This window comes from Pseudoalteromonas sp. L21 (assembly GCF_021728035.1).
Lineage (GTDB): Bacteria > Pseudomonadota > Gammaproteobacteria > Enterobacterales > Alteromonadaceae > Pseudoalteromonas > Pseudoalteromonas arabiensis.
Genome location: NZ_JAKKCV010000003.1, coordinates 497,018 through 521,886, shown reverse-complemented (window position 1 = coordinate 521,886; position 24,869 = coordinate 497,018). Strand labels below are relative to the sequence as shown.

The following is a 24,869-nucleotide window of genomic DNA, read 5'->3' as shown; positions in this document are numbered from 1 at the left end:
TTACTGAATTAAGCGGTATATCCGTTGGCAACACCTTTTACCGCAATGGCAACGGCGTCATGCGCATGCAAAGATTCATAGTGATTGATTTGCAACCAATAATCAGCGTAGCTTTGTGCCTCAAGCAGGGCTTTAATTTTACGGGCAGCGTCTTCACAAAACATCAGGTTTTGACCATTTAAGCGAGCAAATTCTTGCTCATCTTCACGTTTTACCGCCGCTTGTACTGGTGTTTTCAGTTCGCTTTCAATGGCATCTATTAAACCAACAACATCAAAGCTCTCAATCTTGCTATCAAGCTTCACTTTTACATTGGCAATCGAACGTTGTGAGTGTGGTGTTGCTACTATTCCCTCTGTGCTGCCAAGCCACTCATGGACAGCTTGTTTATCAAGTTGACTGTCAGTAAATTTTTCAGCAAAGGCATTTTGAATTAACTGACGAGCAAGGGCCGCTGAGCATGGGCAAGTTGATGAGTAAGTAACATCAACCATTAATTCAAAGCTTAAGGTGCCTTGGTTTATTTTTGCTATAAGATGAATAGGGTAGTTTTTCCAGCCAACTTTGCCACTTAACAGTGATTTACGACGCAGCGGCAGTTCAAACTTAAACTCAATTTGTGCTCGGTCGCTCAAATCATCATGGCTAGTAATAAAAGCATCGAGTGCTTGTGCTAATGTCTGCGGGTTAACGTGTTGCTCAGTCGATAAGGTATCAAGCGCCAAAAATAATCGCGACATATGGATGCCTTTGGCATCTTCTTTGTATAAGTTTACAAAAGCACGTGCCTTGGCAATCACATTTACAGGGGCAATATTGTGAGATTCAAAAATAAAAGGGAGCTCAATTTCACCCATGCCAACCCAGTCTAATTTACCAGTTTGTAAAGCAGGTGCTGTATCAGCAATGTCAGGCATTGTGGTTTGCATGGTTATACTCATTTCTTTGCAGTTATTAAAGCGCGGTAGTTTACATGAAAAAATATAAAAAATCGGCGTTGATGAAAAAATTCTGTGTTTATCGCACAATATGAATATTTCTAAAGGAATAGTGGTAAAATTAACTATGCTGTTTTTTTTCAATTATGTGCCTAAGCTTTATCTATGATTGATTCGTCTTTGAGTCCGTGGGCTCGCACACTCTCAAGCTTGATCTCTAAATATGGTGAGTTTAAAACTGCCGCAGTTTGTTATGCCTTATTGTTAGTCATGTCATTAATTCTGTCATGTATGTTTTATTACGTGGCAGTGGGCACTGTTACCTTGGTTGATGTTCTTGCGGTGATGTTTTTTACCGCTGTCGTATCGCCACTTTTAATTTCTGTATTATTAAACTCAATTCGTCAGTTAGAAGCCTCTTACAGTTATTTAGATAGTGCAACTAAGCAAGAAAAGCTGTTAAACCAAACGCTAAAAGACAATATCAGTCGTTTAAATGAAGAGATTGATGAACGTAAAATGGCTTTTCATGCAAAGCACAGAGCAATTGAAGAGCTAAGGCGTGAAATCGCAGAGCGTAAAAAAACACAGCAAGAGCTGGCACAGCAAGGGATGTTACTGCGCTCAATCGTCGACTCCTCACCCGATTTATTTTATTACCGCGACAACAATGGTGTTTTTGCAGGCTGTAATAAAATGTTTGAACAAGTGATGGGTAAAAGTAGTGAAGAGTTAATAGGGAAGAGCGTTGAAGAAATCTACCCTAGTGATTACCTTCCTGAAGTGCTGTGTACAGATAAAAAGGTAGCACAAACCCATCAAGCACTTACCTTGGATGTTGAATACCCTGTTGATGGTGAAAAACGGTGGTTTGAGATGCGTAAGTTACCGTTTATCAATGAAAAAGGTGAGTACATAGGTTTGCTCGCTTTCGGCCGTGATATTACTAGCCGTAAAGAGGCTGCTCAAGCACTTGAAGCGGCATATAAAGATAAAGGGAAATTTATTGCCACCTTAAGTCATGAGCTAAGAACTCCCTTGAACGGTATCGTTGGTTTAACCCGTATGTTACTCGATACTGAGCTCGATAAGCAGCAGCGTAGCTGGTGTAATACTGTTTTTTCTAGTGCCGAAACGCTTGGTAATATCTTTAATGACATTATTGACTTAGACAAAATTGATCGTGAGCAATTAGATATTGTCACGGATTCTGTGAATGTCGCTGACTTTATCAACGATGTAGTGAATTTTGCAGGTCTTATTGCTGAGCAAAAAGGGCTTGAGTTTAATATTAAACGTAAAGGCACGCTGGATGTTTATGCGTCGCTCGACCCAACTCGCTTACGCCAAGTTGTTTGGAATTTAATTAATAATGCGGTGAAGTTTACCCAGCAAGGTCATGTTGAGCTTGAGTGCCGCCGCGAAAACCGCCCTGATGGTCCTTGGCTTGTTATGCGAGTCACTGATACTGGGCAAGGGATCCCACGAGAGCAACTACATCGTATTTTTGATATGTATTATAAAGCGCCAGATGTGAATGGTACCAATGCAATCGGCTCGGGCATTGGTCTAGCGGTAACAAAAGCACTTGTAACTGCAATGAAAGGCGAAATCCACGTGAGTAGTACAGAGGGCGAGGGAAGCGTATTTGTGGTGGAAATACCGCTTAAGCTTTGTATTGCACCGACAGAGAAAAGCTATGCCGTGCGTAGTTTAAATATCTTGTTGGTTGAGGATGTTCCTCTTAATGCTGAAATTGCTACGAACTTACTTGAGCAACGAGGGCATGAGGTTATTTGGGCGGAAACCGGTGAAGATGCATTGTCGTTCGTTTATACCGAAGATGATTTAGATCTCGTGTTACTTGATATGCAGTTACCTGATATTAATGGCGATGAAGTAGCTCGCCAAATTCGTGATGATGAACATTTTGATAGCCTACCTATAGTCGCGTTGACCGCAAACGTTCGTAGTGCTGAAGAAGAGCTTGCTGGTATTAACATTCAAGGAGCACTTGCTAAGCCGATTAATACCACGAAACTTGATAAAATGCTCGGTGAGCTATTTGATATCAAGCAGCAACAAAACTGTCAGCCTGAGCCAATCAAAACCGTGACTAAAAAAGACTTATCGGGTATTCGTGTTGAATTACTCGATATAGAAACGATTGAGGACTTTGTTGGTTCAATGGGCTTAGTTATCTTTAATCGTAGCTGTGAGTTATTCAATAAGTTGAACCCGCAGTATCAAACAGAGCTTGCAGATGCTTTGGCATCAGATGATAGAGAAGAATATAAGTCTGTTGCGCATAAACTAAAAGGTGCGGCTGGCTCTGTGGGCTTAAATGATGTGCAGTTACACGCGAAGAAGATGGAACACGGCGCGCTTGAACAAAGTAGTGAAGAGTTACAACAGTGGCTGGATGTTTTAGCAGTTAAAATAAATGAAGGGCGTGACGCCCTCCAATCATTTTTACAACAGTTAGAAAGCTAATTCTAATTAGCTGTCGATTTTACCAATGAAGCGATAGCCTTCACCATGGATGGTGCTAATCAGCTCAGATGTGCTGTTATCGCTTTCAAAGTGTTTTCTGATACGACGAATAGTAACGTCTACAGTACGGTCATTAGCACGCAGCTCACGACCTGTCATGTGCTTAATAAGTTGCTCACGGCTGAAGATACGACCAGGAGAGTCAAGCATTAGACGCAGTGCACGGTATTCACCTTTAGGTAAACGTTTAGCATCACCACTTGGCGATGTTAAACAACGGCTGTTTTCATCAAGTTCCCAACCGTTAAATGTAATCACACCATTTGTTTCAAGGTTAGTTTCTTCACCACCAAGCGCTGTACGTGTAATAAGGTTACGCGCACGAATTGTTAATTCGCGTGGGTTGAATGGTTTTGTGATGTAATCATCAGCACCAATCTCAAGACCTAAGATGCGGTCAACGTCGTTGTCACGACCTGTTAAGAAAATTAGACCAACGTTGCGTTTTTGGCGTAGCTCACGTGCTAGAATTAGCCCGTTTTTACCTGGCAGATTGATGTCCATAACTACAAGGTTCACATCATCATTATTTGTAAGCTTGTCATGCATATCATCGCCATCAATGGCTTCAATAACTTTGTAACCTTCAGCTTCAAATAAACTAACGAGGTTTAGTCGAGTTACGTCTTCATCCTCTACGATCAGAATGACTGGCGTTTGCATTGTATATTAACCTTTTCGGAAATTTTATTTACAAAAATTCGGTATTACCAAGCAAAACCGAATACTAGAGATTATAGGATTAGATCCAATTGTTAACAAGTAAAATCAATTTGGATAAAACTTAGCCATAGCTAACAATCGAGATTGCACTTTAAAGTTTTGCTGCAATACGTGCTGCTTATTGATATACAGTCGGATTTTATTTCCTTCTTGAACCAGAGAGGCTATACCGCCGTTTTCTAAAAAACTGATACTTTCACCTATGGTTAAAGTATCCAATGAAATTGTATCGGTCCAAAGTGGAAGTATATCATTTTCTAATGTTTCATCAACGTATGTGATATCACAAACCTGAGAAAGTTCAGAAATTTGCTGACTTTTTTTCACTAAAATAACCTTGATTGGTTTTTTGTTAATTTGCAGTTCATTTCTATCTTTTAGGAACGCACCTGGTCCGTACTCTAAGTCATAAAAACAAAATGAAATAGGGCGGGTTATATCATCGTGGGTAAACTCGACAAACTTTGCAATCTGAAACAAAAAAGCAGATTTAACTTGATCAGGAGATTTAGCCAAAACCGACCACGATGAAAGCAACAGCAATATAAAAACAATACTTCTCATCGTATGTCACCTTCTTTCTTTGGTAAGGTGATGATGAAGTGTGCCCCATCTTGCGCTAACTCGTCATACACAATACTGCCACCAAGCGCTTGAGTGACCAAGTTGTAAACTAAATGCATGCCCAAACCACTGCCACCTTCACCACGTTTGGTGGTAACAAATGGATCGAAAATACGTTTTTTTACGGACTTCTCAACACCGATGCCATTATCAAAATAATGAATAGTGAAGTTTGATTCATTATTTTGTACGTTGAAGGTGATTTCGTTGTCTTTATCATCATTAAATGCGTGGATCACCGAGTTACTTAGGAGTTGCTGTAAAACTTGCTGTAAGGGCCCTGATTTGGTTTCAATATTAAGTTCTTTATCACAGTTTATTGTAATTTTAGGGTTGCGGTATTGTATTTCTGAACGCATGGAAAGTACCACATCACTTAATAAGTTATTAAGATTAACTTGTGAGGTGCTTTCACTATCTTGATTCACAGCGACCTTTTTAAAACTTGAAACGAGCTCGGCTGCTCGATTAAGGTTTCGATAAATGAGATCGAGGTTTTCAATGCCATCGTCAATAAAACGCTTTAAGTGAGTCGAGGTTAAGGTTTTTTGCTCAAACTCTGTACAAATTTCTGCAAGCTTATCGCGTAATAGGGTGGAACCAGTTATACCCAGTCCAATAGGGGTATTTACTTCATGGGCAACACCCGCAACCATTTGCCCAAGCGAAGCCATTTTTTCATTTTCAACAATTTGGTTTTGATACTGGTGCATCCTTTCAAGGGTATTAAGAAGCTCTTGATTTGCCTCGCGTAGGGCTATTGTTCGTTGGTTAACTTTTTCTTCGAGACTTTGGTTGAGCTGTTTTATTTCTTGCTTATCTTTTTCATGACGTTCAATTTGCTTTTGTGTGCGAGCAAGCATGATATTCAAACTAGCAGCAAGTTGGTTTATTTCATCGATATTTGTCTTTTTCGCCCGTGTTTCGTAATTATGGTTTTTTGACACATCTTGCAACAACACACTGAGCTCATCAATTGGGTTTGCAATACGCCTTTGAATTTGACGCGCGACAAAATACACCAACACTAAGACAAAAAGTATCAGAAAAATATCAATAATGATTTTTCTGTTGATGTATTGGTTTAATCTGTCTAATCCACCTCGCACATACACGTAGCCTATGGTGTTGCCTTCGTAAACGATGGGGGTAATGAGCTCAATGACCTTATCTTTTATATGAGGCTCTAATAGCTCATTTATGCTGCCGACTTTAATGGGCACTGGCGGCGTTTTGCTGGCATTAAAGCTACTAAAGAAGACGGGCTCGTTAGATAACTCATCAATAGAGTAAATATGAATATTTTTGATTAATGGCACAGATTCAAATGACTTTAAGCGTTCAGTTTCTGTGTCATTATCGTCGAATAGCACAGTCACTTGGGCATTATAAGAGACAATCTTCGAGAGGATCGTTATTTTATCAATAATAAGGCTTTTTTGTTCTTTGACATCAAGATAAGTCGAAATTGAGATCGACAATGACAAGCATAATGCTGTGACTAACATAACAGCATTAGTCAATGCTTTGCGAATACTTGTTTGTCTTTTGAATATTGACATATGCCTTATTAAGCCAAGCTTTTTTATATTATTAGTAACTGTTTAGTCTAGCAAAGACAATAGAAAGTAACTAAATATTAGGAAAAATATTTAGTCACGGAATAGGCTATTAGGCGTTTTGGCTATTTAGCAGAGTAAACGGCAAATTTGGTATTCTTAAAATCTGTGTTGAAACTAGCAAACTGCGCCTCGAGGATGGGCGGGTATTTTAAAAAGCTATTAGCAACAATCGTTAATGAACCTTGCTTGGTTAGGTGGTGTTTAGCATTAGCTAAAAACGCTTCAGCAATACTGTAATCTGTGGCGATACCTGTGTGGAATGGCGGGTTGCTGATGATTAAATCAAATTTGCCCCTAATATTTTCAAGGCCATCACTCAATAAAGCTTCACCTTTGAGGTTATTTAGCGCAAGCGTTTGCTCAGTGGCATAAGTTGCCAGCGCACTTACATCGCTACACACAAATTCAAGTTCAGGCTGCTTGAGTCCTAAGTAAGTAGCAATAACACCTGCACCACACGCGAAGTCGAGCACTTTACCCTTGTTAATACGAGGTGCATTATTAAGAAGTACCGCCGTACCAACATCAAGCGCACCGTGGTTAAATACCCCAGGCACACTAATAGCTGTAAATTCTAGATCGTTTGTTTTGACTTGGAATTGTTTGTGATAACGGCTGATATCAAAGCTATTGTTTAGCGTAAGCTCAGAAAATAGATACAAAATGCAGTGTTTGGCACTGTCGATTTTGTTACTAAAGCCAGAGTAGTCTTTTAATTGCTTTTCTGCTGATTTAACGCCGCTTTTATTTTCACCTACCACAAACAACTGGGCATCTTGGTGACATACAGCACGAATGTTATCAAGGCACATTAGTGCTTCAGGCTTCGCTTTTGGATAGTAGTAGATAACTAAATCATAGTTACCATTGGGAATGGTGTGATCAACCACAGCATGTACACCGGCAATTTTGCTGGCATACATAGCGTTAGCGTGGTTATAACTGAATGCGGTAATTTTTGCGTCAGGGTTTAGCGCTGTAAGCTCGCGTAAAAAGCCATCTTGCTCAAAGTTAACCACTAAAATGGACTTTCCAACAAGCTCGTCTTCATTTCGAAGCAATAATAAACTTGGGTTGGTTAACTTACTCATGCTGCTTTTACCTTATTATTACTTAGTGCGCTCAAACATTAGATCCCATACGCCGTGGCCTAAACGGTGCCCGCGTTGCTCAAACTTCGTCAACGGACGAGAATCTGGACGAGGAACATAATCATTCGTGTTTGATTGGTTTTTGTAACCTTCAGCGACCTGCATTACTTCAAGCATGTGCTCGGCATAGTTTTCCCAGTCAGTAGCCATGTGAAAAACACCACCAATTTTTAATTTGCTACGTAATTTTTGTGCAAATTCAGCCTGTACGATACGACGCTTGTGGTGACGTTTTTTGTGCCATGGATCAGGGAAGAATAACTGCAACTTAGCTAAGCTTTCATCAGCAATACAATCGGCTAATACTTCAACTGCATCGTGCTCGAATACGCGTAAGTTAGTAACTCCGGCTTCGTCGGCATCCATTAAACAAGCGCCAACACCTGGACGGTGTACTTCAATACCTATGAAGTTAAGCTCTGGAGCGTTTTTAGCCATTTCAACCAGTGACTTACCCATACCAAAGCCGATTTCTAGTACGACGTCGTTATCGTTACCAAATACATCTTTAAAGTCGAGCATGCCATTTTTGTGCTCAAGGCCCATTGTTGGCCAACACTTTTCGATGGCGGCTGCTTGGCCTTTTGTTAGGCGACCTTCGCGCTTAACGAAACTACGAATTGTGCGGATATATTTACCCTCTTGCTTTGCTTGCTCGAGGTTTGGGTTACTTGAGTCATTCATATAATTTGGCCTGATAAAAACACTGACTATAGAAAAAGGGTGCGTATTATCCCTGACCTGCGCCTTGAGTACAAGCTTTTAGCTTGCTTGGCCTAACTAACTGCAATAGACTGAGCCGCAATGAGCTTCAGCAAGTAAAGATGTTATTTTGAATTTAAGCAATAAGGAGTCAACTTGGTTCGCGAGCCAAGTCGTTGACTGGTATCACCTTCACGGCCGTAAAACTCTTCCATGGCAGTTAAATAAAACCCCTTATAAAGTGTGGATCTCTGAGGTTATGCTTCAGCAAACTCAGGTCGTCACTGTCATTCCGTATTTTGAAAAGTTCATGCAGAGTTTTCCTGATATTATTGCGCTGGCCGATGCCGATGAAGATCAAGTGCTGCATCACTGGACGGGCCTTGGTTACTACGCTCGCGCACGTAACTTACATAAAACGGCAAAAATAGCCCGTGATAAATACCAAGGTGAGTTTCCAACCACGCTTGAAGAAGTGATGGATTTGCCTGGCATCGGTCGTTCAACTGCGGGGGCTATCTTATCGTTATCGCTTGGTCAGCATCACCCAATTTTGGACGGTAACGTTAAACGTGTACTCGCGCGCTTTTTTATGATCGAAGGCTGGTATGGGGTTAAAAAAGTTGAAAACCAACTTTGGTCACTATCATCACAATTAACGCCTAAAGAGTCCGTTACTGAGTTTAACCAAGCAATGATGGATTTGGGGGCAAGTCTGTGTTCACGCAGCAAGTTTGACTGTGAGCCTTGTCCTTTAAACAGTAAGTGCCTTGCTTTTAATGAAGGTAAAGTTAAAGAGTTTCCGCATTCAAAGCCTAAAAAGGCGGTACCGAAAAAGTCATGTCATCAGCTTATTTTAGCTTGTGGTGATAAAGTACTTATGGAAAAACGACCTAATTCAGGAATTTGGGGAGGCTTATTTGGCTTTTTCGAGTTTAGTGAGTTAAGCGAGCTAGAAACATTTTTAGTCCAGCATGGTTTAACGGCTAATACACAGGAACTTGAAGTGTTTACTCATGTGTTTTCGCATTTTGAGCTGACCATTAATCCGCATGTTTTAACATTGCCAAGCATTCCAGATCTCATTAATGAGCGTCAATTGGTTTGGTATCCGCTTGATGAGTCTATTGAAGTCGGCCTTGCAGCCCCTACGAAAAAGCTGGTTAAACAATTACGCACAATAGATTACAATAACATCACGCAATAAGAGTAGAGAGCAATTATGGCACGTACAGTATTTTGTCAAAAGTTACAAAAAGAAGCTGAAGGCTTAGGCTTCCAACTATATCCAGGTGAGCTTGGTGAAAAGATTTTCAACAACATCAGTAAAGAGGCGTGGGCCCAATGGCAACACAAACAAACGATGCTGATCAACGAAAAGCATCTAAACATGATGGACCCAGAACATCGCACTTTTTTAGAAGAGCAGATGGTTGGTTTTTTATTTGAAGGTAAAGACGTTGAAATTGAAGGTTATCGTCCACCTGAAAAATAAGCACAGAAATTAAAAAGGGCCGATTGGCCCTTTTTAATTTTCACTTTCTTGTTCGGCTTTTTTGATTTGTTCTTTTAAGAACTGTGCTACTTTAGAGTACTCGATTTCGAACTCGTCGCGCAGCTCAATTAGATCGTCACTTGTTAGCTCTTCTTCTTTACAGCGTTGTTCAAATGCTGATGCCAGTTCGGCAATTTTCACTGCTCCAATTGTTTTGGAAATCGATTTTAATTGGTGGCATGCCGAAATGATGGTTTCTAAATCATGATCGATCACCCCTGCATTTACCTCTTTAGTTAGTTGATTACTTTGTTCAAGGTACATTTTAAAGAAACGCAGTTTTTTAGCTTCATCGTTATTTATGTATTTACCAAGCATGTTCATATCAATTGGCATGGCAGGTTGTTTTATTTCAAGAGGTGTTCGCTCAGGGTCGACTTTATGCGACCACTTTAGCAATGTTGCCTCAAGTACGTTGAGTTCGACAGGTTTTGTAATATAGTCGTTCATGCCAATACTTAAACATCGCTCTTTCTCCCCTTTGAGTGCATTAGCGGTAATAGCAACAATGTAGGGTTGGGCATTGATGTCAGGAAGCAAAGAGGCTTCGCTGCGAATTTTTTCAACCATGTCATAGCCTGACATTTTTGGCATGTGTAAGTCGGTCAAAATGATCGAGTAGTGGTTTTCACGCCACATCTCTAATCCTTGCTCACCGTTTTCGGCTAACTCGACACCATAACCTAATAGATGTAATTGATCTGTCAGCACTTGCTGATTAAGAACATTGTCTTCAACCAAAAGAATTAATTTATTTTCTTCACGGGCTTGATCCACGCTCAAATAGTTATTGAGTGTTTTTGCAGAGGAAATTTGTTTTGGCTGATGAAGGCCAGCAGCAACTAATAACGACACCATAAAGTTAGACTTACATAGTGGTGCTGCATTTAAATAAAAAATATTTTTATGATTAACAGCGGCTTCATCTAGCTTACTTAATACAATCACTTGTTGATGGTTGTCTTCTAAGGTGTAAAGCAAACGGCGCAGTATGTAGTTAATATCCTCCATGCTTTCGATGCCATCGAGAATCCAAATTATGTCTTTTTTATCTTGCTCAGCTTCTATTTTTTCATTGCTATTGGCAATGATTGTCGTTGCGCCCATAAATGAAAGATAACGAGTTAATAAGCTGTGTCTGCCTTCGTGCTGGGTTACAACAACCACTCGCTGGTTTTTCATCACCTGTTTGTGAGCAAAGTTAACTTTTCCTTGCGTGCTAAACGGCAGCTCAACGATAAATTCACTACCGATCCCCAAATCACTGTTTACAGTAATCGTACCTAGCATCAACTCGGTAAGGCTCTTACAGATCGAAAGCCCAAGACCTGTGCCTCCATACTCGCGTGTAATAGAGCTTTCGGCTTGAATAAATGGGTTAAATATTTCGCGAAGCTGTGCCTGGGTCATGCCTTTACCGTTGTCGGAAACGCTAAAACGCAAGGTGTAATGATCGGTGGTGTTTTGCGCGACTTCGACAGATATTTTTACATGACCTTTTCGGTTATCGTCTGTGGTTGTAAATTTAATCGCATTACTACATAGGTTATAAAGCACTTGGCGTACGCGCACTGTATCGCCAATTAAGTTAGTCGGAATATCGGGTGCTATGGCAAGTTCTAGATCTAAGTTACGCTTTTTAGCGACAGAAGACAGCACACGGGCAACTTCTTCGATAGTATCTGAGACCGAAAAAGGAATGTTATCGATATTGAGTTTTCCTGCTTCGATTTTAGAGAAGTCGAGAATGTCGTCTAAAATGCCAAGCAATGAAAAGGCAGAATCACGAATTATTGTACTGAGTCTATGTTGTGCACCATCGAGCTCTGTTTGGCGCAGCAAATCAATAGTCCCAATCACCCCATTCATTGGTGTTCTTATTTCGTGACTCATTGTTGCTAAGAAGGTTGTTTTAGTTTCGTTGGCTTGCTCTGCTTTTAATGTTGCTTGTTCAAGTGCCAGAGTTCTGTTTTGTACTTCAGTTTCAAGGCTACTTTGTAGTTTTTGTAGGTCTTGTTGTGCTGCTTTATTTTCAGTAATTGCAGACTGAACTTTACTAAGTAAATGGTTAATGTTTTTAGCTACAATATCTAAACCAAAGTCAAGGGTTTCAGTAACATGAGTGTGGTAATTTTGGTTTTCTGTAATAGCTAATAGTTCATCGCTAAGTAGTTCACTACTTTTCATAAAACGTTTATTAATATACACATTTAATAATACAGACAGAAAAATAAGTGCAATCAGAGCAACAGCAGCTAATACATATGACATTACAGCTGATTCAACAATTGGCTGTTCTTGTGAATGCTGCTTTACGATTAACTCGCCAACGGGTTGGTCGTTAAATTCAAGCACTTTGTGAATTATGCTGGCTTGTTCTAATTGCTGATTTACTTTCGTTACAGCGATGAGTTCTTCTTTATTGTTTGCAAATACCAAAGATACATCACCATTCACTTCGTACCTATACAAGTAGTAATCAAACCCAGCATTGAGTAAAAGGCTAAGATCCAGTACTTCTTTGACCTTATCTTGGCCTGGCATTGTGAGTGCGCTTACTAATGGTGGTGATAATTGTTCGACTACTTGCGCAGCATTTAGGCTTGGGTGTGTAACTTGAGTTTTAGAATCCTTTGTTGGGTAAAAAGAGTAAGCTACAACTGCGAGAAGTGTAATAACAAGATTCGTTATAATGAATAACGGTAATAGCCCTTTTACAGGAGATGTAGATTTACTCGACATGGCTTTTATCCAACAATTTTACAGCAGTAAGAAGTAGTTACTTGATTGATTAACATAATCCTACCATCAACGAAGAAAAATTCACCACGTTTTTACTTTAGCAAAGCAATAATCGTTGGAGGAAACTATCAGAATAGGAGTTTTTGCTGCATAAGTAACCGTAAAAGTACGAAAAATAGCAATCTTGATTGAAAACTGTTCAAACAGTCAGAATCCTTAAAAAAAAGTTGACTTGAGAGGGCAAAACCCGTTTAATACGCCGCACGCCCAGACAGCGACAACTAGATTTGTTGCTTAAAAGTGCGTTTAAAAGTTAGTGCCCAGATAGCTCAGTTGTAGAGCTGTTAGGAGTTGCATTGAAAATCCTTGTGGATATTCTGCATAAAACTAAATATTGCCCAGATAGCTCAGCCGGTAGAGCCATTTGGAGTTGCATTGAAAATCCTCTTTGGATATTCAGCACAAAAACCGAATATTGCCCAGATAGCTCAGTCGGTAGAGCAGAGGATTGAAAATCCTCGTGTCGGTGGTTCGATTCCGCCTCTGGGCACCATTATTTAATATATTGGTGTTATCTCTAATAGTGAGAACATCAGTATTGTGCAAAGCACACAAATTTAGTGTGCCGACTTAGCTCAGTTGGTAGAGCAACTGACTTGTAATCAGTAGGTCATCCGTTCAACTCGGATAGTCGGCACCATTTATTTAAACATCAAGCTTCTAGCTTTTTGTTATGCCCAGATAGCTCAGTTAGTAGAGCCATTGGGAGTTGCATTGAAAATCCTCTTCGGATGTTCAGCACAAAAATAGAATATTGCCCAGATAGCTCAGTCGGTAGAGCCATTGGGAGTTGCATTGAAAATCCTCTTCGGATGTTCAGCACAAAAACAGAATATTGCCCAGATAGCTCAGTCGGTAGAGCAGAGGATTGAAAATCCTCGTGTCGGTGGTTCGATTCCGCCTCTGGGCACCATTATTTGATAATCTCTTTTAAAGTGATTATAGTGCACAGCGCACACAAATTTAGTGTGCCGACTTAGCTCAGTTGGTAGAGCAACTGACTTGTAATCAGTAGGTCATCCGTTCAACTCGGATAGTCGGCACCATTTATTATCCTTGGCAGCAAATTGCAGTCAGGAACTTAGCCCAGATAGCTCAGTCGGTAGAGCCATTGGGAGTTGCATTGAAAATCCTCTTCGGATGTTCAGCACAAAAATAGAATATTGCCCAGATAGCTCAGTCGGTAGAGCAGAGGATTGAAAATCCTCGTGTCGGTGGTTCGATTCCGCCTCTGGGCACCATTATTTGATAATCTCTTTTAAAGTGATTATAGTGCACAGCGCACGCAAATTTAGTGTGCCGACTTAGCTCAGTTGGTAGAGCAACTGACTTGTAATCAGTAGGTCATCCGTTCAACTCGGATAGTCGGCACCATTTATTTTAAACGAAAGTTTAGAATGCCCAGATAGCTCAGTCGGTAGAGCCATTGGGAATTGCATTGAAAATCCTCTTTGGATATTCAGCATAAAAACCGAATATTGCCCAGATAGCTCAGTCGGTAGAGCCATCGGGAATTGCATTGAAAATCCTCTTTGGATATTCAGCATAAAAACCGAATATTGCCCAGATAGCTCAGTCGGTAGAGCAGAGGATTGAAAATCCTCGTGTCGGTGGTTCGATTCCGCCTCTGGGCACCATCCTTTGCTACTTCAAACTATTTCCCTAAATCAATATTAAAAATTTATAATTAATTTGGTTTTTAAGCAATAAGCACATGTTTTTTAAGTGTTTGTTTCCCTAATTCAACGTGTTAGAGTTTTACTCAATAAATTATTGCTCAAAGATTATGCTTTTTAGTTGAGTTATGCCAACATGTGATAGTATTTTGTCATTTTTAGGGACTTGATTAGATGCTACTTATCAAAAAATCATTGTCATGATCAAATTATGCGAAAAGAAAAAGATATAGCAACATTGTCGAAAGTGCCTAAATAACAAAGGGTATTTTAAAAACAACGCACTTAACTAAGAAGGTTAGGCCTAAATTTTATATTGGTTTAATTTAATTATATGATTTTAAATTAAGTAGTCATATAGTTAAACGTCATGGTAAGCACATTTAAATGGACAGGAATATTTAATATGGATATTAAGAATATCGCACTATCTATCACATTTAGTCTTTTATTTTTGGTCGGCTGTGGTGGTAGTGGTGGTGAAGATAACCCTCCACAAAGCACTCCAGAAGCGCCTACAGATGCGCCAGTGGCGAATACTTCACCCACTTTAAGTTTGAGTCCCGAAGTAGAAGTTAATGAATTAACTGAGGTTATAATTAATGCAGAGGCAACAGATTCCGATGGAACAATTACTTCAATAAAGTGGGAACAAGTATCAGGAGAACCAGTCTCTTTAAATGATACAGATAAGTTGGTACTTTCGTTCACATCACCAAAAGTCTTAGCTTATGAAGTTGAAAAGTCGTTTACTTTTAAGTTAGTCGTTACGGATGATCAAGCTGCATCCGCTGAAGCAGAAGTGAATGTTAAAGTTATCCCTACTAATAACGTTCCTGTTGCTGAAGCCGGAGATAACAAGACTTTCCTAGAAAATGAATTAGTAAGCTTAAGTTGTGATGAAAGCTACGATCCAGATGGTTCTGCTATAAGCTATAACTGGGAACAAGTAGAAGGACCTGAGGTTAAAGTACTTAGTGCAGATACCTGTAACCCCTCATTTAAATTGCCTCTAGGGTCAAGTCAGCTAAGTTTTAAGTTAACAGTAGAAGATGAGGATAAAACCACCTCTTCTGACTTAGTGAGCATTGTTGGTAAGGAGTATTCGGGTACGGTAAATAGCTTTAATAAAGAAAGTTTAATTTTTCGTGATGAGTACTCTAGTGACTCAACCTACTCTTTTTCTGCAAGTGTAGAAAAAGGCATCGTTTTTACCTCGGATAACAGTCGATTAAAAGCTTTAGATATATCTGATCCTTACAATATTCGAGCGTTCGGTTGGGAGAGTGCTCAAAATGGTTATCAGGCGAGTGTGATTTTTGATGATCTATTGATTGCTGAGGGAAGAACTGGACTTTGGTTCTATGATATAAGCGACATTTCAAATATAAATCTTGTAAGTTCTATTGAAAATGCTTTCCAAAACAAAAAATTTGCTAGGTATAAAAATATAGTTTATGTATCTTCAAGTGAATTTGGGATTGAAGCGATTGATATTTCTAATTTAGCATCGCCTCGCTATATAGATAGTAATACCTTAAATGAGAGTCTTTCTGGAGTAAATGACTTAAAAATTAAAGGAGATTTTTTATATGTTGCAACTGAAAGTGAGGGGTTGAAGGTATTTAATGTATCAACGCCACTTGAGTCTATTTTAGTGGCTGAGTTACAGTGTGATTGCTCTTTCAAACAAATCGAAATAAATGAGAATATAGCAGCATTAACTGGTTCAAAACAAAGCTTGCTGCTCGTTGATATTTCATTACCTACACAATTGAGCGTCATTTCAGAAACAAGCGTATCATCCCAGAATATTGCTATGGCCATTGCTAAAAACGTTATTGCGGTTGGTGATAGCTCCGAAAGTGTCCGTTTTTTAGATATATCTGATCCTAATTTTCCTAAATGGGTAGGTAAATTACCAAACACTATAGCCTCAAAATGGCTAACTTTTCATGAAGACACTTTGCTTTTAGTAGACTATTTTAGTTCAAGCCTAGAAAGTTTTGACATTTCTTCTCTTTCAGCTCCTCTAACAAAAGAATATCAAGTTGATCAAAATTTTCAGTTAAATTCACTGGTCGTTGAAGATGAGGTTTTATACTTATCTAGCAAAGATAATAGATTAATTATTAAAGATGCCTCTAATTATGAACAGCCAGAAGTATTGAGTGAAGTTACAGTTTCCAAAGCGAATAAACTTCTAATTAGTGAAGATTTATTGTTTGTTGGTACTCAGAGCGAAGGTTTACATATCCTTAATGTTAGTGATAAGAGAGCTCCTTTTTCAGTGGGTAATATCCCATCGGCTAACCCAGTAAATGCTTTGGCTGTGAAGGGTGATAAACTTCTAATTAATACAGCTAATTCAAACCTAGTTTTATATGATATAAGTGAACCTAGTGAGCCAGTAGATAAGTCAGTATTACATGGTTTAGCATCTAGAGGTGGGGCAATTTCTGATATATCCACCTCTGGAAATACAGTTCACGTTGCTGCTGAAAATGAAGCTGCGATTATCAATATTAATGAAAATAATGAGCTCAACAAACAAGGGTATTTTTTTAAAGATTGGTTTGGAGATGATAGCTGGCACTACGTCTCAATTGTTTCCTATAAAGATTACGTATATTTGTTGAGTAAATATTATGGACTAAGGATACTGAACATTTCAGAACCCGAAAACATTATTGAAGAAGCACGCCTACTGAATATTTCTGGAACTAGTTTAAAGTTAATTGGTAATGAGCTGTATGTCGTTGATCCAGAAACTGGCATTTCAAAGTACTCTATCAAAGCACCCAGCAGCCCAAAATTGTTAAGTAGTTACATAACAAGTGATTATGTTACAGATATAGCGATTCAAGGAGATAAGATCTTTAATATGGAGTGGAGTAGGGATCCGACTGCTTATTATTACAACTACTCTTTGCCTAAGAATGGATACTCTGTTTTTGATTTTGATAAGTTACTCAACGTGACTGGTGGTAAAGCAAGAGCAACTGCAGGTTCGAATTTAACTTATGATGTAACATGGGATTTTGACGGTAAAATAAAGCTGGATTGTATTGTGAGTGGAGGGGAATGTGAAGTGACTCTCGATACACAAAATAACAGTGCTAAAGTCTTGTGGAACACTCCTATTAGTAAAGGTGAATATCAAATTTCGATATTAATAGGTAATACCAGCTTTTTTAACTCATATGAAGACATGTTAATTTTAGATTGAGTTTTTACTACATATTAAAATGCGTACTCTCCTGCAATTAGGGAGAGTACTTCGAGCCATTAAGTTGATGCAGTCTTTAGATACTCTATTACATTACGCTGTAACACGTTAAAAAAATAGGACTTTGGTTTTCCCCCTATCTTTACATTCTTATAGTTAAATCTCTCCTTTAATTGCAATCTATTTAGGTCGACTCAAAAGGGAAAAAGATACATATGATCCTTTAGCAAAGTAGCTGGCAGTTACCTTGCCAGAATATAATAAGATTACACTAAATTATTAATTCAGGTATTCAAACAGTAATCTATCTTTAATTGTCTTTACATATCATAGAGAGGGTCCTATTTAGCTAGAAAATGAATCAATATTGAGCCGCCAATGCTTTTGAGATTTTTAGTACGAAAAATAGGAATATTTAAAAACTCATTTAATATCAAATGATAAAGTAGTACTATGTGGTTTAACTATAGAGAGTTCGTATTAACTGAAGCACTCTCTATTCCTAGAAGGAACCGTAAAGCTTCTATTTTTTAGAAACTTGTAATTGCATTAAGGGAAATTCTTAGTACATGCTTACTTTTAATGATATTTTTAAGTTAATTAGACCTCATCAATATATAAAGAATTTTTTTGTTTTCGCTCCACTTTTTTTTGCTGCAAAATTCACGAATATTTCACTTCTAATCGACACCACTGTTGCTTTTTTTGCTTTTTCTTTAGCTGCCAGTTCAATATATGTTTTAAATGACTATTTGGATATTGAGGATGATAAAAAACATCCCAAAAAAAGGATGCGCCCATTAGCTTCTGGAGCAATTAGTAAGCCGCAAGCAATTCTAATTATGATCATCATGTTTTCTTCTAGCGTCGCCTTGTTAGTTTCAACTTCCGTTGAAGCATTAGGTATTATGCTTATTTATGTTTGTATGAATATTGCGTACAGCGTGCGCCTTAAGCATGTTGCGATACTAGATGTTACGATTATAGCTATTGGCTTCGTATTAAGACTTTTTATTGGTTCGGTGGTTACTAATATCCCTTTGTCGTCTTGGATTGTCGTGATGACATTTCTTCTTGCGCTTTTTATGGCTTTAGCTAAAAGGCGTGACGATGTGCTCATTTACCTTGATACAGGTAAAAAAATGAGGAAAGTGATTGATGGCTATAACCTGCAGCTTGTAGATACTGCTATGGCAATTATGGCTTCTGTTGTTATTATTGCTTATATCACCTATACAACTTCTGCGGAAGTGGCTGCAAGAGTTGATAGCTCTTATCTTTACTTGACCGCTCTTTTTGTCACTTTAGGCATTATGAGGTATTTACAGATTGCATACGTGCACCTAGACAGTGGCTCCCCTACAAAAATTGTAACTAAAGATAGATTTATTCAACTAGTGCTAGTGGGTTGGCTTATATCTTTTACTTGGATACTTTATTAATGTTGTTAGTTAAATATTCAATTTTTGCGGCGTTTTCTATCTCAGTAAATTTAGCCTTTCAATTTCTTAGTTTCAAACTCTATACGGGCTTCGGCTCGTTGTATCTTGGGATGTTTGTCGGAACTTTATCCGGTTTAGTAGCTAAATATTTTTTAGATAAAAAATGGATTTTTTATCATGTAACAGCGGGAAAGTCAGATGATGCAAAGAAGTTCGCTTTATATTCATTGATGGGTGTTTTTACCACGATGATTTTTTGGGGAACTGAAATAATATTTGATTATCTAGTTCCAATTCATAATGCTAAGTATATTGGCGCTATTTTAGGCCTAACTATCGGCTATGTTATCAAATACAACCTTGATAAAAAATACGTATTTGTTGAAGGGGGGAAATCTCGATGAAATGCAGCGGGTGGGGCCGATACCCTCAAGTTGATTGTGAAGAATTTTCCATTAGTCAAAAAACCAACTTGAACGAACTCATAACTCATTGTGACTCTGCTATTGCGTTTGGCAATGGTCGAAGTTACGGAGACAGCGCTCTTGGCAGTCACATAATGAAGCTTAAACAAAGAGATTACTTTTTGAGTTTCGATCATAAAACTGGTTTGCTGCATGTACAGGCTGGCGTATTGTTGAGTGAGATTATTGAGCACTATGTTCCGCTTGGTTGGTTTTTGAAAGTTACGCCAGGTACTAAGCTAATCACTGTAGGTGGCGCAATAGCGTCTGATGTACATGGTAAAAATCACCATATTGAAGGGTGCTTCAGTGAATGTGTACATGAATTTACAATCATGCTTGCAAATGGTGAAATCACAACTTGCGACAAAGAGCAAAATCCTGACTTATTTCATGCCACATGCGGTGGACAAGGCCTCACAGGCGTTATCTTGGATGCAAAAATATACCTTAAAAAGATTAACTCTCAATTCATCAGTCAAACAACAATTAAAACAAAAAATTTAAAAGAAACTTTTGAGGCATTTGAAAAATATAAAAATATGCCATATTCGGTTGCTTGGATTGATTGTCTTGCTAAGGGAAGTAGCAAAGGTAAGAGTTTATTAATGGTTGGTGATTTCAGAGATGATTGTGAGCTTGAGTATAAACATAAGCATCAAGTTTCAATCCCATTTAACTTTCCGACGTGGTCTCTTAATAACTGGAGTGTAAGCGCGTTTAATTGGATTTATTATCATAAAGTTACAGAGAAAATTTCGCATCAAAAGGTGGATATTGACTCATTCTTTTATCCATTGGATGCTTTGGGGAATTGGAATCGTATATATGGGAAAAATGGGTTTACTCAATATCAATTTATTTTACCTAAAGAAACCAGTTATGAAGGTTTAGATGAGATACTTTCGACGATCGCTGAGTCTGGGAAGGGCTCCTTTTTAGCTGTACTAAAACTCTATGGTAAAGCAAATGATAACTGGCTTTCTTTTCCTATGGAGGGTTACAGTCTCGCACTAGACTTTAAAGTCGAACCCGAATTATTCCAGCTTTTTGAGGTATTGGATAAAGTTGTACTTAAATACGGTGGTCGTTTTTATTTAGCTAAAGACGCAAGAGTCTCAAAAGAAGTTTTCGAGCAGGGTTATCCTAATATTGAGAAGTTTAGAGAGTTTCGTAAAAAAAATCATATGGATATAAAGTTTCAATCATTACAATCAAAGAGAGTAGGAATTTAATATGAGTTATGTCCTTATCGTCGGCGCAAAAAGCGATATAGCTAAAGCCATAGCAAGGGAGTATGCAAAGCATGGCTATGATCTTTACCTGGCTGCAAGGAATAGCGCAGAGCTCGCTGATTTTGCTAATGATATTAACGTAAGAACTCAACGGAAAGTAAAGCTGGTCGAGCTTGATATATTGGCATATCAAAGTCATCAGGCAGTATATGATTCTTTAGAAGAAAAACCTTTAGGAGTTATAACAGCTGTTGGCTACCTCGGAGAACAAAAAAAAGCACAGGTCAACTTTGATGAGGCTCAGCGTATTTTAGACACAAACTACACTGGCGTTGTTAGTTTCTTAAATATAGTTGCTAATGATTTCGAACAGCGAAAAAGTGGCTTTATTGTTGGGATTAGTTCAGTAGCTGGTGAACGGGGACGTAAAAGCAATTACCTCTACGGCTCAGCAAAAGCGGCACTTACCGCTTATCTTTCTGGATTGCGAAATAGGTTACATCAAGCTCATGTGCAAGTTCTGACTGTAAAGCCAGGTTTTGTTGCAACAAAGATGACTGAGGGGATGGATTTACCTAAGAAATTAACAGCAACGCCCGAGGAAGTGGCGTCTGATATTTTTTCTGCGCAGCAAAAAGGTAAAAATTCAATTTATACAAAGTGGATTTGGAAGTACATTATGCTAGTGATAAAACTTATACCAGAATGGAAGTTCAAAGGTATGAGTATATGAACACGACGTTCTTTCAGGGTAAGGATAAAGCTTTTACCATATTGCTTTGCATAGGAATATTTTATGTTTTAGCGCTCCCCTTGATCCTGCTTAACATTAATTATGGGCGGGCTTTTGATGATCAGAAACTATTTCATTACCCGACTATTTTACACTTTATTCAAAGCTTAGATTTTTCTGATTATCCCTCAGCAACAACTCCAGGATATCATGTTCTGTTAGGATTTGTTGGTCAGCTATTTTCGTCAAATGAGATAATACTCAAGCTTACTAGCTCCGCTTTTACGGCTGCCCTTATTGGTATAATCGTGGAAAGACTATATAGTCACTTTGGTAAGTTACATAGCATCTTGCTTTCACTTCCAATGATATTATCTATTTACATTTTTCCATCAGGGGTATGGTTATTGCCAGATAACCTTGCTTGGTTGACTGTTTTGGGTGTGTTTATCATTGCGACAAAGTCTGAGTTATTGAATAAACATTTTTTGTATTTAGCTTTCATTCTAATTTTAGCTATGATGGTTAGGCAACCTTTTTTATGGCTTGCATCAACTATTTGGGCTAGCGCATTAGCTTACTATTCCTATAACACAGCTGAGCTATCTGATAGAGGCGGTTTTTTGTTAAAAGGAGTGCTTGCAACTTTACCCGCATTTGCCATTTTTTATTACTTCTATGTGCTATGGGGAGGCCTTGTTCCTCCCTCATTTCAGAATAGTCACCAAAATATTAGTCTGGCTACACCTGCGTTCTTTTTAAGTGTATTCGCTTTTTATAGTTTGTTCTTCTTGCCAGTTATGTATGGGACTATACGAGATGTTATTTCTAGCTCTAAGTTTAAATGGGTAATGTTTGGCTGTGTGATTGGATTTATTATTGCAGTTATTCCTGATACCAGCTACAGCAAGGAGTTGGGTAGATACTCTGGATTGTGGAATTTTGTAAAAATAGCTCCTACTATTGCTGATAAATCAACTTTTATCATTCTCTTATCCTCACTCGGTGGTGGCCTTTTCGTTTTGTTTTGTACGGTGCTTCCTCCACGCATTCGCTTAATATTTGCTTTGTCCACGATTGCATTTGTGTTCTCACTAATGCCAAATAAGTATGTTTTTGAACGATATATGTCTGGTTACATATTCATCTTTATTTATTGTACCTTGTGTCATATCAAACTTAAGAATAACCCACTACCAGCTGTGGTTGCTTGGTCTGGACCTGTTATCTTCGCAGTCTTCAATGGTTTAGTTTTAGTTAGAAGTATGTTGGCATAATATGAAAATTGCTTTTTTTGACTTTGATGGCACGATCACTACTGATGATAGCCTAATTAAGTTTATTCGGTTTGCCGTTGGTGATTTTAAAATGATGTTAGGCATGTTCCTTTTATCTCCAATGCTAGTGGCATTTAAGCTAAAAATAATTCCTAACTACATAGCAAAGCAAAAGATGTTGGCATATTTCTTTAAAGGAATGAAGGAAAGCACGTTTAAGCAACTTGCACATGAGTACTCTTTAAACCATATTGATAGTATGCTTAGAGAAAAAGCAATGGCTAAAATTGCTTGGCATAAGGAGCAAGGTCACCGTGTAGTGATAGTTTCAGCCTCAATTGAGAGCTGGTTGGCACCTTGGTGTGCAAAACATGATATCGAATTGCTGGGCACACAGTTAGAGTTTAAAAGTGGTTTTGTTACAGGGGAGCTTGCAACAAAAAATTGCTTTGGACCCGAAAAAGTTTCGAGAATTAAAACCGCTTATACTCTTTCTGAATTTGAACATATTTATGCTTATGGCGATAGTTCAGGAGATATAGAGCTTCTTGAATTAGCTGATACGTCTGGTTATCGTATTTTTTAATTTGATGTGTATCAGTTATTTTATCCCTAAAGTTTAGCCATTTATCGTATACCTATGTCAGACAGTGTAATTTTATGTAAAGTCAGTTGAGCAAAGCTTAACGTGGTGCTTGAATAACATTCATAAATTGATGTTTTTCAGGTTTTTAGAATGAATTGGCAATATAAGCCGAGTTTATTGGCTTTAAGTGTAATTTTGCTAAGTGCATGTGCGAGCCAGCCGACTCACCATGAGCGAGTCGTTGAGCTTGAGACTGTGCCAAGTGCATGGCAGCAACTTCCTTCGGGTGACAAGGTGCTTGCTGTTGAAGATAACTGGCTACAGCAATTACACGATCCTCAAGTTTTTACTTTAGTTGAGCAAGCATTAGCTTATAACCAAGCAATTTTACAAGCGGGTTACGATGTAGCGATTAAAGAGCAGCAGCTTATTGCTGCAGGGGCAGATTTATGGCCCAGTCTTGATTTATCAACACGTGCTAGCCGTAGTAAAGATAATCGTCCTGTTAATTATAACAACGCCAGCTCAGCATCATTAGAATTAAGCTACGAAGTTGATTTATGGGGTAAATTATCGTCCTCAGAACGACAAGCAAACCTTGAATACCTAGCTGAAAAAGCCACATTTTCGCAAAGCAAACAACAATTAGTAGCTGATGTAGTATCTGGTTGGTTTGATGTAATCACAAATCAAAAACTGCTCGAACTTTATAAACAGCGCGAACAAAATGCCGAACAGAATTTATCGATCATTGAATCTGGTTATCGCCAAGGTTTAAATGAAGCGCTTGATGTCTATCTTGCGCGTAATGAGCTAAATACAGAGCGCTCGAACATTGCCGCGCAGCAAGCAACGTTAACTAAATCTATTCGTGATTTAGAGCGTTTAACAGGCCAATACCCAACTGGCGCGTTAAGCGTTAGCGCAGACTTGCCATTACTTGAGAATACTATACCACTGGGCTTGCCTTCAGAGCTCATCACCCGCAAACCCGAGTTAATGGCAAGCTGGTATCAATTACTTAGCACCGATGCTGGGCTTGCTTATGCGCATAAACAGCGTTTTCCAAGCTTAAATCTTTCAGCGTCGATCAGTGATAGCACGGATAGAATGAGCGACTTATTTTCACCTTCAAGCTTAGCGTGGTCGTTGATTGGTAGTATTTCGATGCCGCTTTTTGAAGGAGGCCGCTTAAAAGCCAATGAAGAACAAGCAAGGCTCAATGTTAAGCGCCAAGAGCAGGCGTATCTTGCCACACTTTATGATGCCTTTAACGATGTTGAAACAGCGATCAGCCAAGAACAAGCGCTTAAAGTACGCTACGAAAAAACCTTAGAAGCGCAAGAAAACGCTATAGCTGCAGAGCGTTTGTCTTTTGAACAATATCAAAGTGGTTTGGTTACCTATACCACGGTACTTGATGCGCAAGACCGTTCGTTCAATGCGCAAAGTTCGGTCATTGAACTAAAAAACCAGCTTATTAAAAATCGAATTAACTTACACATTGCCCTTGGTGGTGACTTTAGTGCAGCAAATAGCGAAGTAGAAGAGCAATAA

Annotated in this window: 20 protein-coding genes and 7 tRNA genes; 18 read left to right on the top strand and 9 right to left on the bottom strand. The window is 38.6% G+C overall.

The features are described 5' to 3' along the window. Positions 1-8 precede the first annotated feature (8 nt). The gene (gene folE2, locus L3V41_RS11155) at positions 9-929 is read right to left on the bottom strand and encodes a GTP cyclohydrolase FolE2 (protein WP_193988450.1); all 921 of its coding nucleotides are present in this window, start codon (positions 927-929) and stop codon (positions 9-11) included. Between the two features lie 174 nt (positions 930-1,103). Here folE2 and arcB point away from each other — a divergent pair, with 174 nt between their 5' ends. Then, a complete protein-coding gene (gene arcB / locus L3V41_RS11150; protein ID WP_193988451.1) occupies positions 1,104-3,431 on the top strand; it encodes an aerobic respiration two-component sensor histidine kinase ArcB in 2,328 nt (775 codons plus the stop codon). Between the two features lie 6 nt (positions 3,432-3,437). On the opposite strand, the gene arcA is transcribed toward arcB, so the two are convergent. From arcA to trmB, 5 genes are all read right to left on the bottom strand, one after another. Further along, positions 3,438-4,154, bottom strand: a complete 717-nt coding sequence (arcA, locus tag L3V41_RS11145) for a two-component system response regulator ArcA (protein WP_062570337.1) — start codon at positions 4,152-4,154, stop codon at positions 3,438-3,440. 105 nt (positions 4,155-4,259) lie between these two features. Next, positions 4,260-4,778: a YfiR family protein gene (locus L3V41_RS11140; protein ID WP_062570338.1), complete on the bottom strand. Its 519-nt coding sequence runs from the start codon at positions 4,776-4,778 to the stop codon at positions 4,260-4,262. Continuing rightward, the gene (locus L3V41_RS11135; protein WP_062570339.1) at positions 4,775-6,400 is read right to left on the bottom strand and encodes an ATP-binding protein; all 1,626 of its coding nucleotides are present in this window, start codon (positions 6,398-6,400) and stop codon (positions 4,775-4,777) included. Before L3V41_RS11135 ends, L3V41_RS11140 begins: the two co-directional genes overlap by 4 nt. 122 nt (positions 6,401-6,522) lie before the next feature. Continuing rightward, positions 6,523-7,551 (bottom strand): methyltransferase, encoded by a 1,029-nt coding sequence (locus L3V41_RS11130; protein ID WP_237127743.1) that lies wholly within the window; start codon positions 7,549-7,551, stop codon positions 6,523-6,525. Positions 7,552-7,569: 18 nt separating this feature from the next. Then, positions 7,570-8,295 (bottom strand): tRNA (guanosine(46)-N7)-methyltransferase TrmB, encoded by a 726-nt coding sequence (trmB, locus tag L3V41_RS11125; RefSeq protein ID WP_062570341.1) that lies wholly within the window; start codon positions 8,293-8,295, stop codon positions 7,570-7,572. 145 nt (positions 8,296-8,440) lie between these two features. Here trmB and mutY point away from each other — a divergent pair, with 145 nt between their 5' ends. Continuing rightward, positions 8,441-9,520: an A/G-specific adenine glycosylase gene (gene mutY / locus L3V41_RS11120; RefSeq protein WP_237127788.1), complete on the top strand. Its 1,080-nt coding sequence runs from the start codon at positions 8,441-8,443 to the stop codon at positions 9,518-9,520. Between the two features lie 15 nt (positions 9,521-9,535). Further along, positions 9,536-9,808 (top strand): oxidative damage protection protein, encoded by a 273-nt coding sequence (locus tag L3V41_RS11115; protein WP_237127741.1) that lies wholly within the window; start codon positions 9,536-9,538, stop codon positions 9,806-9,808. A gap of 33 nt (positions 9,809-9,841) precedes the next feature. On the opposite strand, the gene L3V41_RS11110 is transcribed toward L3V41_RS11115, so the two are convergent. Continuing rightward, positions 9,842-12,610 carry an ATP-binding protein gene (locus tag L3V41_RS11110; RefSeq protein ID WP_237114905.1) on the bottom strand — a complete coding sequence of 923 codons (2,769 nt, stop codon included), beginning with the start codon at positions 12,608-12,610 and terminating at the stop codon, positions 9,842-9,844. Positions 12,611-13,087: 477 nt separating this feature from the next. Between L3V41_RS11110 and L3V41_RS11105 the strand changes: the two genes are divergently transcribed. Continuing rightward, positions 13,088-13,163, top strand: a tRNA-Phe gene (locus tag L3V41_RS11105). 71 nt (positions 13,164-13,234) lie between these two features. Beyond that, positions 13,235-13,310 (top strand) — tRNA-Thr (locus tag L3V41_RS11100). Between the two features lie 12 nt (positions 13,311-13,322). On the opposite strand, the gene L3V41_RS11095 is transcribed toward L3V41_RS11100, so the two are convergent. Further along, entirely contained in the window at positions 13,323-13,466 is a 144-nt protein-coding gene (locus tag L3V41_RS11095; protein WP_237127739.1) for a hypothetical protein, read from the bottom strand. A gap of 41 nt (positions 13,467-13,507) precedes the next feature. Here L3V41_RS11095 and L3V41_RS11090 point away from each other — a divergent pair. From L3V41_RS11090 to L3V41_RS11075, 4 genes are all read left to right on the top strand, one after another. Then, positions 13,508-13,583, top strand: a tRNA-Phe gene (locus L3V41_RS11090). Positions 13,584-13,640: 57 nt separating this feature from the next. Then, positions 13,641-13,716, top strand: a tRNA-Thr gene (locus tag L3V41_RS11085). Positions 13,717-13,835: 119 nt separating this feature from the next. Further along, positions 13,836-13,911 (top strand) — tRNA-Phe (locus L3V41_RS11080). Between the two features lie 57 nt (positions 13,912-13,968). Further along, positions 13,969-14,044: transfer RNA gene (locus tag L3V41_RS11075), tRNA-Thr, on the top strand. On the opposite strand, the gene L3V41_RS11070 is transcribed toward L3V41_RS11075, so the two are convergent. Further along, positions 14,023-14,190 carry a hypothetical protein gene (locus L3V41_RS11070; RefSeq protein WP_237127737.1) on the bottom strand — a complete coding sequence of 56 codons (168 nt, stop codon included), beginning with the start codon at positions 14,188-14,190 and terminating at the stop codon, positions 14,023-14,025. The two genes, L3V41_RS11075 and L3V41_RS11070, sit on opposite strands and share 22 nt — an antisense overlap. 41 nt (positions 14,191-14,231) lie before the next feature. Between L3V41_RS11070 and L3V41_RS11065 the strand changes: the two genes are divergently transcribed. The 9 genes from L3V41_RS11065 to L3V41_RS11025 all read left to right on the top strand — a co-directional run bounded on the left by L3V41_RS11065 (position 14,232) and on the right by L3V41_RS11025 (position 24,869). After that, positions 14,232-14,307: transfer RNA gene (locus tag L3V41_RS11065), tRNA-Phe, on the top strand. A 409-nt stretch (positions 14,308-14,716) separates the two neighbouring features. Next, on the top strand, positions 14,717-17,575 hold the full coding sequence (locus tag L3V41_RS11060) for a hypothetical protein (RefSeq protein ID WP_237127735.1): 2,859 nt from the start codon (positions 14,717-14,719) through the stop codon (positions 17,573-17,575). A gap of 569 nt (positions 17,576-18,144) precedes the next feature. Further along, positions 18,145-19,017: a UbiA prenyltransferase family protein gene (locus L3V41_RS11055; protein ID WP_193988455.1), complete on the top strand. Its 873-nt coding sequence runs from the start codon at positions 18,145-18,147 to the stop codon at positions 19,015-19,017. After that, on the top strand, positions 19,017-19,421 hold the full coding sequence (locus L3V41_RS11050; RefSeq protein WP_237127733.1) for a GtrA family protein: 405 nt from the start codon (positions 19,017-19,019) through the stop codon (positions 19,419-19,421). Before L3V41_RS11055 ends, L3V41_RS11050 begins: the two co-directional genes overlap by 1 nt. Further along, the gene (locus tag L3V41_RS11045) at positions 19,418-20,716 is read left to right on the top strand and encodes an FAD-binding oxidoreductase (protein WP_193988457.1); all 1,299 of its coding nucleotides are present in this window, start codon (positions 19,418-19,420) and stop codon (positions 20,714-20,716) included. The genes L3V41_RS11050 and L3V41_RS11045 overlap by 4 nt, the downstream gene beginning before the upstream one ends. A 1-nt stretch (position 20,717) precedes the next feature. Then, positions 20,718-21,449: an SDR family oxidoreductase gene (locus L3V41_RS11040; protein ID WP_237114920.1), complete on the top strand. Its 732-nt coding sequence runs from the start codon at positions 20,718-20,720 to the stop codon at positions 21,447-21,449. Then, entirely contained in the window at positions 21,446-22,726 is a 1,281-nt protein-coding gene (locus L3V41_RS11035) for a hypothetical protein (protein WP_237127732.1), read from the top strand. Before L3V41_RS11040 ends, L3V41_RS11035 begins: the two co-directional genes overlap by 4 nt. 1 nt (position 22,727) lies before the next feature. Beyond that, positions 22,728-23,312, top strand: coding sequence for an HAD family hydrolase (locus L3V41_RS11030; RefSeq protein ID WP_237114922.1), 585 nt, complete (start codon positions 22,728-22,730; stop codon positions 23,310-23,312). Positions 23,313-23,462: 150 nt separating this feature from the next. Continuing rightward, complete coding sequence (locus L3V41_RS11025; RefSeq protein ID WP_062570348.1) at positions 23,463-24,869, top strand: TolC family protein; 1,407 nt, start codon at positions 23,463-23,465, stop codon at positions 24,867-24,869.